The following is a 13,741-nucleotide window of genomic DNA, read 5'->3' as shown; positions in this document are numbered from 1 at the left end:
CAGCTTTGCGTGGCTGGAAAAGAATCGGCGATTGTGGAAGAACTGCGAGCGCCGGATCAATACCAGCTTGCAGTTCCTGCATCTGGCATTCCTGGCGCTCTTGCTCAAAAGACTTTGAACACGTTCTGAGGGCAAATGGCGGCGAGGCGCTCCCGCGCCATCTGCTGCCACTGCGACGCGACAGTGTGCGCATCAGCCATTACCGCTTTCTCAACGCCCTGGCCTACATGGCCAGCAATGGCTGCAAGTTTCGGCCCTTGGCACACGGTGTACATCGCTTTGTCAAAGTAGAGCGAATAGTGCGTACCGCCTAGAGGTGCGTCCGCATGGTACTGCGTCAGCGTGATTTCGCCAGCAAGCGGTGGCATCAATACCGGCGAAGTTGCTGTGCTGATGTTCATCAGTGCTCGGATAGAGGGCGTGAAGCTATTTGCACGAAAAAATATACGAATAAAATGAATGAAAGCATGTATTTTTGCTAAAATTCCGTGCAAATGAGCCATTGCACCCTACAGTTACATGCGCACGGCGCTTGGCATGATGTGGCCAGCGTCCGCTTGCATGGCGCGGAAAACGAAGGCTGGAAGGCCAAGTCCTATGCGGGCTACGCGGTGGACTGGGCGTTCGAGCACATCGGGGCCAATGACGCACATGCGCTGTGTGCGCGCTGGCCCGTGGGCCTGGAGCCGCTGCAGCTGCCGCATTGGCCGGTGTTTCTCATCGATCTGCTGCCCCAGGGTTTTGGCCGCCAGGAACTGCTGCGGCGCATCAGGCAGTCGCCAACGGCGGGCGAGGTCGCCGATTGGCCCTTGCTCCTGGCCGGATCGGGCAATCCCATCGGCAACCTGCGCGTCAAGGAAGCGGCCGCGTGGCTGCGTCCCAGCCTCCTGGCGCGTGCGCGCGAACTTGCGGCTCTGGCCTGATTAGCATGGATAAGCGTTTCAACCCTCTTTCTATTGTCGAGCAACTGGAACTGCGCCAGCAGGCCGTGGAAGACGTGCTGTCCCATCCAGAGTGGTCATTGCCCGAGGCCGTGCGGCATCTGAGAAAGACGATGCGGCTGACCACCGCCGAGATGGCCAAGCTCTCCGGCGTGGCCTATCGCACGCTGCAGGACATCGAGCAGGAGCGCAGCGAAGGCAGCGTGGCGACGATGAATCGCATTTTCGGGATGGTGGGTCTCAAGCTGGGCGTGGCACGCATTGCGCGTGACGCCATGCGCTGAGGACGGGGCAAGATCACGTCAAAAACAATGGGTTGTTCGTTCATGAGCAGCTCTATCGCTACACAGTTTCCGCGTGCTGGCGTTTGAGCGGCTTCTCCTGGAGCAGCATCCTGTCTTGCGCATGGAGGCAAGCTCCCTGACCAGGCTACCTGGGCCGTCCGGCATCTATCCATTTCTGCGTCATGCCGCGCGCGAGGTTGTAGCGGGCGCAGTTGTATTGCTCCATATGGTCCAGTTCGGTGTTTGCAATGATGCGCAAAGCCGCCAGGTCAGCGGTGTCCACACGCACTTCCGCGAAAGCTTCTTCCAGCGTGCGGCCATAGAAGATGACGAACTGCATGAGTTCATTGAGGGCCTGCCGGTACCGCGTTCGAAGCGGATCTGGCGCGGCCAGGGAGGCGCGCAGCACGCTGTACTTCTGAATGGAGCGCCGGTAGATGAATTCAAAGAGCTCCACTGCCGCGGCGACGTTGCGTTGTTCGTAGATACCGAGCATGGCTGTCGCATAGTCCGAGCGCTCCACGTCCAGGAAGGACAGGGGCGCGCAGTTGTACAGCATGAGCGGCATGTTGGCGCTGAGGCGACTCGTGCGTTTGTTGCCATCCGCAAAAGGCTGGAGGTAGGCCAGGTTGACCCAAAGGAAGAATGCGGCCTCCACTGGATTGCGTATGTGGCGGACCTTGTCGATGATGGACATCAACGTTTCTTCCAGGAGCACGGGAATGTTGCTTGGCGAATAGACTGAGCCATCGATGTTCACCACGCGCTGGCGGATACTGCCGATGTCCCGCGAGTCCTTCAAGAGGTCCTTCATCAATTTTGCTTGCAGGTCGACGATGATTAGCACGGTGATGCCCTCTGTCGGCACGGCATCGACCATGAACTCGATGGCGTTCTTGTGGTTGAGCAGCATCAAGGTGTCTTCGTCAAGGGGGCCCTCTTGCTCTGCATGCTCAAAAAGCGCTTTGGTATCGAGCAAGCTCTTGTTGTTGCCCTCCAGGCGCGATGATGACCAGGACAAGTCTATGAGCAGTTGCTCCAGGACTTCGCGGACATAGGTTCCCGCCGGCAGCTGGTTTCGGCTGCGGCCGGCGTTGAACAAGTCCGTGGCCAATTGCGGAGGCAGCAAGCTGGATTGGTTCGGGATGTAGCTGCCTACAAAACTGCTTTCGTAGCCCACCGGGGTACGGGTTCCCAGAGGCGCGCGAAGCGTTTCGATCAAAGGCATTGTCGCTGGCGACCACCGCAGCAGACCAGGCCCCGCTGGTATGGGGGCGGCAGAGGGCTCGCTGCCCAATGCCGCCTTCGCCGCATCCGTGGCCGCATAGCGTGTGGACCGGCCGTTTCCCAGCTTTTCCAGAAAGCCATTGGTCAGGAGGTCTCGCAAAGTTCGGTTGATGGTCGGGCGAGAGGCCTCTAGGGCTTGCTCCAGTGAACGCGGCTGTACGGGCTCGCCGGCGGCAATGACCAGGCGAAGCAACGCTTCGTGGCGGGGCGATAGGAAAGGGGAAGTCATTGAGTAGGAAATCTTGTCAATCTCGTCACAATGACAAGATTAGACTTTAATCTTATCGCCGTGATAAGTTAATGACAAGATTACGGCATAGATGACAAGAAAGCTTTAGAGACCTTGAGGGCTTTGCGACCTAGAGACGCTTGAGATCGGTGCCGGGGACATCCGGGAAAGCAAGGCTAGGCCTGTCTGCGCGCAGAAGTCAGCTCTGCCACCACAGCGCAAGCCCGGCCGTGCCGGTCATCGCCAAAAGGCCCAGCCCTGTGCCCAGCCCATAGCGCCAGCCGCCCAGGGTGAAAGCCAGCAGCGATTTGGCCGCGGCGCTCGCCGCCAGCACCGCGACCACGCCCCATTGGGCCGTGGGCAAGGCAAGGCTGTCGGATGCCTGCAACTGCGCGATGCTTGCCGCCGCCGCATGCACTTCCGCCAACGCCACCACCACGGCCGCGGCGAGCACACCGGCGTCGCCGAAAAGGCGTTGCAGCCAGGCTGCGAGCAAGGCCATCAGCGCCATGATGGCGGCGATCAGCAAGGCTTGCGACAGATGGAAGGCCTGGCCCTGTTGCGCATTAGCTGAGGTGCCCAATGACGGCGCGCGCCACAGTCCGACGCCAGCGGCCAGGGCCAGCCACAGCGCCGCCGCAAACAGCAGCAATGACGCCAACTGCGACAACATGGCACAGGCCGTGGCTGAGGCCCAATGCTGGGCATGGTCCTTGACCTGTTGTCCCAGGTGGGCCACCGCGGCCGTGGAGGACGCGAAACCCGAGAAAAACCCGGCCACCGGCAAGCCCCAGCGGGCCCCCAGCGTGCGAGTCAGCACATGCCCCAGCATGCCCACGGCCATCACCAGCACCACGACACGCCACAAAGTCGCCAGTTGCAGCACGCCCCAGGGATCGACGGGCTGCTGCGGCAGCAGCGGCATCACCACCAGGGCGGCGGCGGCCAGCAGCAGGCCGTTGCGCAATTCCTGCTCGTGCAATAGTTCGCGGCTCCAGCGCTGTATCGCGCCCTTGGCATGTACCAGCAAAGCGCCCACCACTCCCAGGCCCGCTGCAGTGGCGGTGCTCTCGTGCGACAGCGCGCCCAGCGCCATGGAGAACACCAGGGCCACTTCGCCGGTCAGGCCGGGATCGTGCCGTGCGGAATGCCAATAGGCCGCCACCACCAACGCGCCCACCACCAGCAAGGCGGCCATGAAAGGCCCAGGCCCCAAGGTCCAGGCGCCACAACCGAGCAGCGCCGCCAGCGCATGGGTTCGGACGCCGGCGCTGCTGCGTTGGGCCGTCTCGCGGCGTTCGCTGGCGACCCCGATCAGCAGGCCCACGCCAAGCGACACGATCCAGTGGGCTGAACCATTCCAAGCTTGCAGCATATGTCCGTCCCCCAGCAGTCATGCAGGCATCCGTGGCTTCATCGTCACCAGCGCAATTCTGTCCCGGCAGCGCGCGATAAGGAAGCAGGCAAAAAGCGCAAGATGCGCAGCGCTTGAGAGCGTAACGCTTTCATGCCCCGCGCGGTCGGCGCCGACTATTGCGCGTGGGGCGAGGCACGGCGCAGCAGTCGCAAGCCGTTGCCCACTGCCAGCAAGCTGGCGCCCATGTCCGCGAACACCGCCATCCACATCGTCGCGCCGCCGAAAATGGCGAGGACGAAGAAGACCGCCTTGATGGCCAGTGCCAGGCAGATGTTCTGCCACAGGATGGCGTGCGTCCTGCGGCTCAACGCTATGGTTTCGGCGATGCGGCCCAGGTTGTCGTTCATGATCACGATGTCGGCGGCTTCCACGGCCGTGTCGGTGCCGGCGCCACCCATGGCGAAGCCTATGTCGGCCTGGGCCAATGCCGGCGCGTCGTTGATGCCGTCGCCCGTCATCGCGGTCGGGCCGTAGCGCGCACGCATTTCTTCGATGGCCGAAAGCTTGTCCGGTGGCCATGTTGTCGCCCGTGAGCATGACCGGCGTGACGCCCAGTCGCTTGAGTTGCGCCACCGCCGCCACCGAACTGGGCTTGATGGTGTCGGCGACCGCGAACAGCCCAAGAACGCCGTTGGCGTCGGCCAGCAGCGTCACTGTGCGGCCCTGGGCTTCATGCGCCAGCAACTCGGCTTCGAGCTGCGCATCGGACTGGTTGCGCTCGCGTATGAGGCGGTGATTGCCCAGGACCATGGTTCTGCCATCCACCGAAGCTTCGACGCCACGTCCCAGCAAGGCCGTGAAGCCATCGATATCCACGGCCTCGCCCTCAAGGCCCATTGCAATGGATTTGGATACCGGGTGGTCCGAGCGGGCGGCAAGGCTCTTGGCCCAGCGCAGGACCTGTGCCTCGTCGGCCTGGCCCCAGGCCCTGGATGCCACCAGCATGGGCTTGCCCTCGGTGAGGGTTCCGGTCTTGTCCAAGGCAACGGCCTTGAGCAGACGGGCATTTTCGAGATAGGTGCCGCCCTTGATCAGGATGCCGCGGCGCGCGGCCGCCGCCAGGCCGCTCACCACGGACACCGGCGTGGAGATCACGAGCGCGCAGGGGCAGGCGATCACCAGCAGCACCAGAGCCTTGTAGATGGCGGTCAGCCATTCCCAGTCGAGCAGCAAGGGAGGAAGCACGGCCACCGCCAATGCCATGGCGAAGACGGCGGGCGTGTAGATCGCCGCAAAGCGGTCCACAAGGCGCTGTGTCGGCGCGCGGGTCCCTTGGGCCTGCTCCACGGCGTGGATGATGCGCGCCAAGGTCGAATTGGCCGCTGCCGCGGTCACGCGGAACTCGAGTTCGCCGTTTTCGTTGATGGTTCCGGCGAACACCAGGCTGCCCGGCTCCTTGTCCACGGGAATGCTTTCTCCGGTCACGGGCGCCTGGTTGATGGTGCTGTTGCCCTTGGTCACCACGCCGTCGAATGCGACGCGCTCGCCGGGCTTGACGCGGGCGATGGCATGCATTGCCACCTCGGCGGCCTGGACGCGGCGCCAGCTCCCGTCGGCTTGCTGGATCTCGGCATCATCGGGAGCGAGGTCGACGAGGCTCTTGATGGCGTTGCGCGCGCGGTCAACGGCGCGCAGGCGCCACCCCGATATCGCCGGCCTTAGGCGCTGCGCTTGCGGCGCTCGAAGAACTCGAAGATGCCCATGCCCACCAGCATCGCTGCAACAAAAACCAGGCCCTTGACCTCTCCCATCCCGAGCGAGACCAGCGCCGGACCGGGACAAAAGCCCGCGATGCCCCAGCCTATGCCGAAGAGCGCACTGCCGGCCAGCACGCGCCGGTCAATGGAGCGCTTGGAGGGCAGGCGCATTTCAGCGCCCAGCAGCGACGAAGAGCGCCTGCCGGCCAGCGCGAACGCGACCATGCCAATGGCGATGGCGCCTCCCATGACGAATGCAAGCGAAGGGTCCCAGTCGCCCGTCACATCCAGAAATCCGAGCACCTTGGCCGGATTGGCCATGCCCGAGACAATGAGGCCCAGGCCAAAGACCAGGCCGGCGAGCAGCGCAGCAAAGGCAAGCATGGCGTACTACAGGTGACGCGCCACGAACACCGTGGCAAAGCCGCTGCCCATGAAAGCGAGCGTGGCCACCAGCGAGCGCGGCGAAAACCGCGACAGCCCGCAGACACCGTGACCGCTGGTGCAGCCGCAGGCGTACCGCGTCCCCATGCCCACGAGCAGGCCTGCAAGAATCAGTGCGCCATAGCTTGCATCGATCCGAGGTGTGGGCAGCGCCGAGAACAGCGCGTAAACCAGCGGTGCGCCAACCAGCCCGAAGATGAAGGCAAGCTTCCAGGCCCTGTCGCCCGGAGCCGGGCTGAGCAAGCCCCCCAGCACTCCGCTTATACCTGCAATGCGCCCGTTGAGAAGTGCGAACATCCCGGCGGCCAGCCCGATGAGCGCACCGCCAGCCAGCGCGGTCCCTGGCGTGAATTGGTTCCAATCGATAGCCATCATTCCTCCTTGGGGCAATAGAGTTGATAGAGAAGCGCGAGGATTTCCAGCATCGCGGGGTCGGCCACGCTGTAGAAGATGTTCTTGCCTTCGCGGCGTGTGCTCACCACGCCTTCGTTGCGCAGCACGCCCAGTTGCTGGGACAGCGTTGGCTGGCGAATGCCCAGCGCCTGCTCGAGGTCGCTCACACACATCTCCCCCTGCGACAACTGACACAGCAGAAGCAAGCGGTCTTCATTGGCGAGCACCTTCAGCGCGCCGACGGCGCGGCTGGTGGCGCTGCGCAGCGCCTCGGGCGAGATAGCGGGCGAAACGTTCATGAAAGATTGCATAGATTCATTTTATACAAAATATGAAAATACATAATATAGATTCACGTTTTGACTATTGCCTCACCACATCCCTGGACTAAACACCTATGGCAGAAGCGGCGCGTGCGAATCCTTGAGCACGCGCAGCACGAAACTGGATTTGCTGTGGCGTATGCCCGGGATCTTGTAGAGCTGCTCGCGCAACAGGCGCTCGTAGTCGCGCGTGTCCTTCACGGCGATGCGGATGAAATAGTCGTAGTCGCCCGAGACCAAGTAGGCCTCCAGCACTTCGGGGATCTGTGCCAGCACGCGGCCAAACTCGAACAGCGTCTCGTCCGTATGGCTCTCGAGCGTGAGCTGGACGATCACGGTGTCGTGGTAGCCCAGGCGCGCACGGTCGAGCTCGATGCGGTACTGCTTGATCACCCCTTCGGCTTCCAGGCGCTTGATGCGGCTCCAGCAGGTGGTGGGCGAGAGTTTCACCGCCGCGCCTATGTCCTGCAGTGTGCGGCGCGAGTCCTCCAGCAGCTCGCGCAGGATGGCCAGGTCGTGCTTGTCGAACTGCAGCGGTGGTTTTTCTTCTTTTCCTGAATTTTTCCGAATTATTTTCGACGTTGTCATGATTTTGGCACCGAAAAAAGAAGCCAATTTTGCTCGAAAACCAGAAAAATCTGCATATGAAAACCGACGCACTCGAAAAACCACCCGCCACCCACGTCCCCAGCGCGCGCAACGGCGCCGAGACCCTGCTCGACACGCTGGTGGCCTGCGGCATCGACACCATCTTCGGCTACCCGGGCGGCGCGGCGCTGCCGCTGTACGACGCGCTGCATGGCCAGCCGGCGATCCGCCATGTGCTGGTGCGCCACGAGCAGGCCGCGGTGCACGCGGCCGAAGGCTATGCGCGCACCACCGGCCGGCTGGGCGTGGTGCTGGTCACTTCGGGGCCGGGTGTGGGCAATACCATCTCGGGCCTGCTGGACGCCATCAGCGACTCGGTGCCGGTGCTGTGCATCAGCGGCCAGGTGGCCAGCGGCGTGATCGGCACGCAGGCGTTCCAGGAGTGCGATGCGCTGGGCATCTCGCGGCCCGTGACCAAGTGGAACCACCAGCCGCGCGACGCCAACGACATCGCCGAAGCGGTGCGCGAAGCGGTGGTCATCGCGCTCGGCGGCCGGCCCGGGCCGGTGCTGCTGGACCTGCCCAAGGACGTGCAGCTGCAGGGTGTCGATGCGCCGGCCACTGCGGCGTTGCCGGTAGCGTACACACCGCCGGCATTGCCGAATCGCGAAGCGCTGCAGGCCGCCGCCGCGCTGATCGCGCAGGCGCAACGCCCCGTGCTCTATGGCGGCGGTGGCCTGATCAACGCGGGCGAGGCCGCTTGTGAACGCTTTGCTGCGCTGGCGCGTGACTGGCACCTGCCCACCACGCTGACGCTCATGGGCCTGGGCGCGCTGCCGGCATCGGACCCGCTGTTCCTCGGCATGCTGGGCATGCACGGTACGGTGGAGGCCAACCTCGCCATGCACCACGCCGACCTCATCGTCTGCGTGGGCGCGCGGTTTGACGACCGCATCACCGGCCGCCTGAGCGACTTCGCGCCCGGGGCGCGCAAGATCCACATCGACATCCACCCGGGCAATATCGGCAAGGTGATTCCGGTGGACGTGGCGCTCGCGGGCGACTGCGGCGCGGTGCTCGAAGTGCTCACGGCCCTGCTGCCGCCCGCGCTGCCCGCAACGCGGCTTGCACCCTGGTGGGCGCGCATCGAGCGCTGGCGCGCCGCCGACTGCCTGGCCTTCACGCCGGGCGACAGCACCATCCTGCCGCAACAGCTCATGCGCGCCGTGCGCGCCCAGCTCGAAGGCCGCGACGCCATCGTGGCCACCGACGTGGGCCAGCACCAGATGTGGGCCGCGCAGCACCTGGCCATAGAACGGCCGCGGCGCTGGCTTACCTCGGGCGGCGCGGGCACCATGGGCTATGGCCTGCCGGCGGCGATAGGCGCGCAGATCGCCCACCCCGACAAGACCGTGGTCTGCGTGAGCGGCGACGCCTCGGTGTTGATGAACATCCAGGAGCTTTCTACCGCCGTGCAGCATGCGACGCCGGTCAAGCTGGTGCTGTGCAACAACGGCTACATGGGCATGGTGCGCCAGTGGCAGCAGCTCAACCACGGCAACCGCCTGAGCCACAGCTGGAACGCGGCCCTGCCCGATTTCGTCGCGCTGGCGCGCGCTTTTGGCTGGGGCGCACGGCGCGTGGACCAGCCGCACGAACTCGATGCGGCGCTCTCCGAGTGCCTGGCTTATGACGGGCCGTTCTTCCTCGACGTGCATGTGGCCGCGCAGGAGAACTGCTACCCCATGATGCCCGCGGGCCGCGGCCACCAGGAGGTCATGCTGGCCGACGACCGCTGGTATTGCGACGGGCAGTGATTGCCGATATCCGCGCCGGCCCGGCCGGGATCCGGTGGCCGCGGGCGGGTTGTCAGGTGCCCGGTGTCTCGCCGCCGTGTTCGCGCAGCCAGCGCCACAGCGTGGAGCGGCTCACGCCGAGTTGCCGGGCCGCGGCCTGGCGGTTGCCGCCCTGGGCCTGCAGCGCCGCGGCCACACGCGCAGCGCCCAATCCGCTGCCGTTGGGCGCCTCGGGCCCGGCATCGGCATAGAGTTCGGGCAGGTCATGCGGGAGCTCGTCGTAGCGTATGTCTTCGATGCGCTCGAACTGCATGAGGAATACGGCGATGCGCTCGCCGAGGTTTTCCAGCTCGCGGATGTTGCCGGGCCAGTCGTAGGCGCACAGGCGCGCCAGTAGCGGCGCCAGCGCGCGCGCCGGCTCCAGGCGCGTGCCCAGGCGCTGCAGGCAGCGGTCGACCTGCGCTTCGGCCAGCGGCGCGATGTCTTCGCGGCGCTCGCGCAAGGGGGGCAGCGGCAGGCGCAGCGTGTTGAGCCGGTAGAACAGGTCCTGGCGGAAGCGGCGCTCGGCAATCATGCCGTTCAGCGGCTGGTGCGTGGCGGCAATGACGCGCACATCGACCGGGATGGCGGCCGTCGCGCCCAGGCGCGTGATCTCGCGCTCCTGCAGCACGCGCAGCAGGCGGGTCTGCAGTTGCAGCGGCATGTCGCCGATCTCGTCGAGGAACAGCGTGCCGGTGTGCGCCGCCTCGAACAGGCCGCGCTTGCCGCCGCGCCGGGACCCGGTGAACGCGCCTTCCTCGTAGCCGAACAGCTCGCTTTCCAGCAGCGCTTCGGGAAAGGCGGCGCAGTTGACGGCCACGAAGGGCCGCCCTGCGCGCACGCTCTCGTTGTGGATGGACTGCGCGAACAGCTCCTTGCCGACGCCGCTCTCGCCGACGATCAGCACCGTGAGGTCGGTGCGCGCAAAGCGCCTGGCGGTCTGCACGGCACGCACGAAGGCCGGGCTCTGGCCTATCAGGTTGGCGAAGCGGTGGCGCGCCGCGCTCTGGCGCCGGCCCTGCTGCATGCGCAGGCTGGTGTCGGCTTCCTGGATGGCGCGTGCGTCGTAGAGGGTGAGGGCGGCGCCGGCGATCTCGCCGTGTTCGCGTATCGGCGTGCGGTTGACCACCCAGTCGCGCTGCGCAAAGCGCTGCACCACGGCGCGCTCGACCTGACCGCTGTCCAGCGTAGGCTGCAGCGACAGTTCGGGTTCTATCGTCTCCAGCGACTGGCCTATGAGCCGGGCATGGGGTGGGCCGAGCAACTGCTGCATCGGTGGGTTGACCGCGATCACGCGATTATCGCGGTCCACGGCCAGCACTGCTTCCTGCAGGTTGTGCAGCACGCTGTTGAGCTGCTCGTAGCGGCCCGCTTCTAGCCGCGCCACGCGCGCGAGTTCGAGCGCATCTTCAAAGCCCTTGCGCACGCTGCCCAGCGAATAGGCGAGCAGCCCGTGCAGGCCGGCCTGCTCGGCGAGTTCGACCACCAGACTGGAGCCGACGATCACCTCGAAGCCCTCGCGCCGCAGCTGCTCGAAACGCTGGCGCGCGTCGTCGGGCGTTCGGTAGGCATGCTGCACCACTTCGATGTTGAGCAGGTCCTTGACTTCGTCGAGTTCGGGAATGGTCTGGCCATACATCACCACGCCGACGCGGCTGGAAATGCGCCGCGCCTTGATGAGCGCCTGCAGCAGGTCGAAGCCGGTCAGCTGGATGGTGGCGACCGGCGCCTGCAATCCTGCGCGCAGGATGCTGGCGTTCGAGCCCGCGCTCACGAAGGCATCGACCAGGCCGCGCTCCAGGCGGTCGCGCGCGATCGCCAGCGCATCGCCAAACGTGCCGTCGAGCACCTCGATCTCGGCGCGGCCGGTGTATTCCGCGACCACCGGCATGGCGAAGCCGCGGATCTGCCGGTAGCTCAGGAAACACAGGCGCGGCAGCGCGCCGCTGCGCACGGAAGCCGGAAAAAGGGGGGAGGAAGGGCGGTCGCTGGTCATGTTGCATTGAAACACATCATTGTTTCAATGGTGTCGCAGTGCGACGCATGGTGGCAAATGACGCGGCCCCAATTCATTGCAAATCAAGCACTTGCGTGCGTTCCGTGGGCTGGCGCGGCTCTTGCTGTTCCTGGGGTATTCGCCAACCATTCGGAGACATTGAACGTGGCACTTGAACACATCACCGTGCTGGACCTGACGCACATGCTGTCGGGCCCCTACGGCACCATGCTGCTGGCCGACCTCGGCGCGTGCACCATCAAGGTCGAGCCGCCGGGCAGCGGCGAAGGCACGCGGCGCCTGCTGGAAAACGACCCGCATTACTCGCGCGACGGCATGGGCGCGTACTACCTCACGCTCAACCGCAACAAGCAAAGCGTGTGCGTGGACCTCAAGACGCCCGCCGGCAAGGCGGTGTTTCTCGATCTCGTGCGCAAGGCCGACGTGGTGTTCGACAATTTCAGCGTGGGCGTGACCGCGCGGCTGGGCATCGACTACGCGTCGCTCTCGGAGGTGAACCCGCGCATCATCACCTGCTCGGTCACCGGCTTCGGCCAGACCGGGCCGCAGACGCAGCGCCCGGCCTTCGACCAGGTGGTGCAGGCCATGGGCGGCGGCATGTCGATCACCGGCACGCCCGAGACCGGCCCGACGCGCAGCGGCATTCCGATCGGTGACCTCGGCGGCGGGGTGTTCGGCGCGATGGGCGTGCTCGCAGCGCTGGTCGAGCGCGACCAGACCGGCAAGGGGCAGCATGTCGACATATCGATGCTCGACGCGCAGATTTCGCTGCTCAACTACATGGCGACCATGCACCTGCTGTCGGGCCATGTGCCCGAAGGCATAGGCAACGGCCACTTCGTGCATGTGCCCTACAACAGCTACCCGACGGCCGACGGTCACGTGATCATTGCCTGCATAGGCGACCCGTTCTTCGAGCGCTTTGTCGAGTTCATCGACCTGCCGGCGCTGCGCAAGCCCGAATACCGCCAGCAGCCGGTGCGGCTCGCGGCCAAGGCCGAGATCGATGCGCTGGTCAGCGAAGCGCTGCGCCAGCAGCCCACGGCCCACTGGCTCGAGCGCCTGCGCGAGGCGCGCATCCCCTGCGGCCCGGTCAACAACTTCGAGCAGGCGCTCAGCGACGCCCAGGTGCTGGCGCGCGACATGGTGGTCGAGGTGCCGCTCAAGAGCGGCGCGCGCGTGCGCATGCCGGGCAATCCGATCAAGCTGTCGGGCGCCGACAAGGGAAGGGCGTTCACCAGCCCGCCGGCGCTGGGCGAGAACACGCGCCAGGTACTGGGCGAACTGGTCGGCTACGCGCCCGAAAAGCTCGAAGCGCTGCGCGCCGAAGGGGCGATTGCATGAGCGTGCAGGAAGCGATCCACATCACTGATGTCGCCCCGCGCGACGGCCTGCAGAACCAGGCGATACACCTGGGCACCGCGGACAAGCTGCGGCTGATCGAATTGCTGGTCGAAGCCGGCCTGCGCAGCATCGAGGCGGCCAGCTTTGTCTCGCCCAAGGCCGTGCCGCAGATGGCCGACGCCGCCGAACTCGTGCCGCAGGTGCAGGCACGCTTTCCCGCGCTGCGCACCTCGGTGCTGGTGCCCAATCTCAAGGGGCTGGAGCGTGCGCACGCGGCCGGCGCAACGGAAATTGCCGTCGTGCTCTCGGCCTCCGAGACCATGAACCGCAAGAACATCAACATGGGCCTGGACCAGGCCACCGAGGTCAGCGAGCAGACGCTGGCCGCGGCGCGCGCGCTGGGCCTGCGCACGCGCGCCTACGTGGCCGTGGCCTTCGACTGCCCGTTCGAGGGCCAGACGCCGCTCCATGAAGTGCTGCGCCTGTCGGCGCGCATGCATGCGGCCGCGGCCGACGAGATCGTCATTGCCGACACCATAGGCTCGGCCTCGCCGGGCCAGGTGAAGGAGCGCTTTGCGGCGCTGCGCGGCGTGGTGCCGATGGAGCGCCTCGCGGTCCACCTGCACGACACGCGTGGCATGGGCGTGGCCAATGCCTGGGCGGCGCTCGAAGCCGGCGTGCGCCGCTTCGATGCGAGTGTCGGCGGCATAGGCGGCTGCCCGTTCGCGCCCGGAGCCGCCGGCAACGTCGCGACGGAAGACCTCGTGCTCATGGCCGAGCGCAGCGGCTTTGCCACCGGCATCGCGCTGCCCGGCCTGCTCGCGGCGGTGGATTTTGCGCAGGAGCGATTGCGGAGACCGTTAGGGGGCCGCGCCATCACCTGGCTGCGGCGCCAGCGCGATCGGGATACACAGAACACATAAGACAACAACCAGGAGACAA

At 65.6% G+C, this 13,741-nt stretch carries 13 protein-coding genes and 2 pseudogenes; 6 read left to right on the top strand and 9 right to left on the bottom strand.

Annotation, left to right across the window (positions count from 1 at the left end; genetic code table 11):
• A pseudogene (locus GVL12_RS22135) lies at nt 1–118 on the top strand (IS5/IS1182 family transposase); the annotation flags it as partial.
• Here the strand turns inward: GVL12_RS22135 and GVL12_RS22130 are convergent.
• Nucleotides 105–401, bottom strand: a complete 297-nt coding sequence (locus GVL12_RS22130; RefSeq protein ID WP_235033949.1) for a hypothetical protein — start codon at nt 399–401, stop codon at nt 105–107. The pseudogene GVL12_RS22135 and the gene GVL12_RS22130 sit on opposite strands and share 14 nt — an antisense overlap.
• Before the next feature lie 141 nt (nt 402–542).
• Here GVL12_RS22130 and GVL12_RS22125 point away from each other — a divergent pair, with 141 nt between their 5' ends.
• Complete coding sequence (locus GVL12_RS22125) at nt 543–923, top strand: hypothetical protein (RefSeq protein ID WP_200843998.1); 381 nt, start codon at nt 543–545, stop codon at nt 921–923.
• Between the two features lie 5 nt (nt 924–928).
• Entirely contained in the window at nt 929–1,225 is a 297-nt protein-coding gene (locus tag GVL12_RS22120) for a helix-turn-helix transcriptional regulator (RefSeq protein WP_159917726.1), read from the top strand.
• 145 nt (nt 1,226–1,370) lie between these two features.
• Here the strand turns inward: GVL12_RS22120 and GVL12_RS22115 are convergent, their stop codons facing one another.
• From GVL12_RS22115 to GVL12_RS22085, 7 genes and pseudogenes are all read right to left on the bottom strand, one after another.
• Nucleotides 1,371–2,741 (bottom strand): Fic family protein, encoded by a 1,371-nt coding sequence (locus GVL12_RS22115; protein WP_159917725.1) that lies wholly within the window; start codon nt 2,739–2,741, stop codon nt 1,371–1,373.
• A gap of 199 nt (nt 2,742–2,940) precedes the next feature.
• Nucleotides 2,941–4,116 (bottom strand): DUF4010 domain-containing protein, encoded by a 1,176-nt coding sequence (locus GVL12_RS22110; RefSeq protein WP_159917724.1) that lies wholly within the window; start codon nt 4,114–4,116, stop codon nt 2,941–2,943.
• A 155-nt stretch (nt 4,117–4,271) separates the two neighbouring features.
• Nucleotides 4,272–5,790, bottom strand: a pseudogene (locus GVL12_RS22105) (heavy metal translocating P-type ATPase); the annotation flags it as partial.
• A 26-nt stretch (nt 5,791–5,816) separates the two neighbouring features.
• Nucleotides 5,817–6,239, bottom strand: a complete 423-nt coding sequence (locus tag GVL12_RS22100; RefSeq protein ID WP_159917723.1) for a DUF6691 family protein — start codon at nt 6,237–6,239, stop codon at nt 5,817–5,819.
• Nucleotides 6,240–6,245: 6 nt separating this feature from the next.
• The gene (locus GVL12_RS22095; protein ID WP_159917722.1) at nt 6,246–6,671 is read right to left on the bottom strand and encodes a YeeE/YedE family protein; all 426 of its coding nucleotides are present in this window, start codon (nt 6,669–6,671) and stop codon (nt 6,246–6,248) included.
• Nucleotides 6,671–6,991, bottom strand: coding sequence for a helix-turn-helix transcriptional regulator (locus tag GVL12_RS22090; protein WP_200843997.1), 321 nt, complete (start codon nt 6,989–6,991; stop codon nt 6,671–6,673). The genes GVL12_RS22095 and GVL12_RS22090 overlap by 1 nt, the downstream gene beginning before the upstream one ends.
• 96 nt (nt 6,992–7,087) lie before the next feature.
• Nucleotides 7,088–7,603, bottom strand: coding sequence for an Lrp/AsnC family transcriptional regulator (locus tag GVL12_RS22085; RefSeq protein ID WP_200843996.1), 516 nt, complete (start codon nt 7,601–7,603; stop codon nt 7,088–7,090).
• 56 nt (nt 7,604–7,659) lie between these two features.
• Between GVL12_RS22085 and ilvB the strand changes: the two genes are divergently transcribed.
• Nucleotides 7,660–9,420 carry a biosynthetic-type acetolactate synthase large subunit gene (gene ilvB / locus GVL12_RS22080; RefSeq protein ID WP_159917720.1) on the top strand — a complete coding sequence of 587 codons (1,761 nt, stop codon included), beginning with the start codon at nt 7,660–7,662 and terminating at the stop codon, nt 9,418–9,420.
• A gap of 52 nt (nt 9,421–9,472) precedes the next feature.
• Here the strand turns inward: ilvB and prpR are convergent, their stop codons facing one another.
• The gene (prpR, locus tag GVL12_RS22075) at nt 9,473–11,434 is read right to left on the bottom strand and encodes a propionate catabolism operon regulatory protein PrpR (protein WP_159917719.1); all 1,962 of its coding nucleotides are present in this window, start codon (nt 11,432–11,434) and stop codon (nt 9,473–9,475) included.
• Nucleotides 11,435–11,599: 165 nt separating this feature from the next.
• Here prpR and GVL12_RS22070 point away from each other — a divergent pair, with 165 nt between their 5' ends.
• Nucleotides 11,600–12,799: a CaiB/BaiF CoA-transferase family protein gene (locus GVL12_RS22070; RefSeq protein ID WP_159917718.1), complete on the top strand. Its 1,200-nt coding sequence runs from the start codon at nt 11,600–11,602 to the stop codon at nt 12,797–12,799.
• Nucleotides 12,796–13,722: a hydroxymethylglutaryl-CoA lyase gene (locus GVL12_RS22065; protein ID WP_200843995.1), complete on the top strand. Its 927-nt coding sequence runs from the start codon at nt 12,796–12,798 to the stop codon at nt 13,720–13,722. Before GVL12_RS22070 ends, GVL12_RS22065 begins: the two co-directional genes overlap by 4 nt.
• Nucleotides 13,723–13,741: the final 19 nt, after the last annotated feature.

The organism is Pantoea sp. 18069, assembly GCF_902706035.1.
Taxonomy (GTDB): Bacteria; Pseudomonadota; Gammaproteobacteria; order Burkholderiales; family Burkholderiaceae_C; genus Comamonas.
Note: the sequence above shows the minus strand (reverse complement) of the source record. Positions and strands in the feature narration are given on the sequence as shown.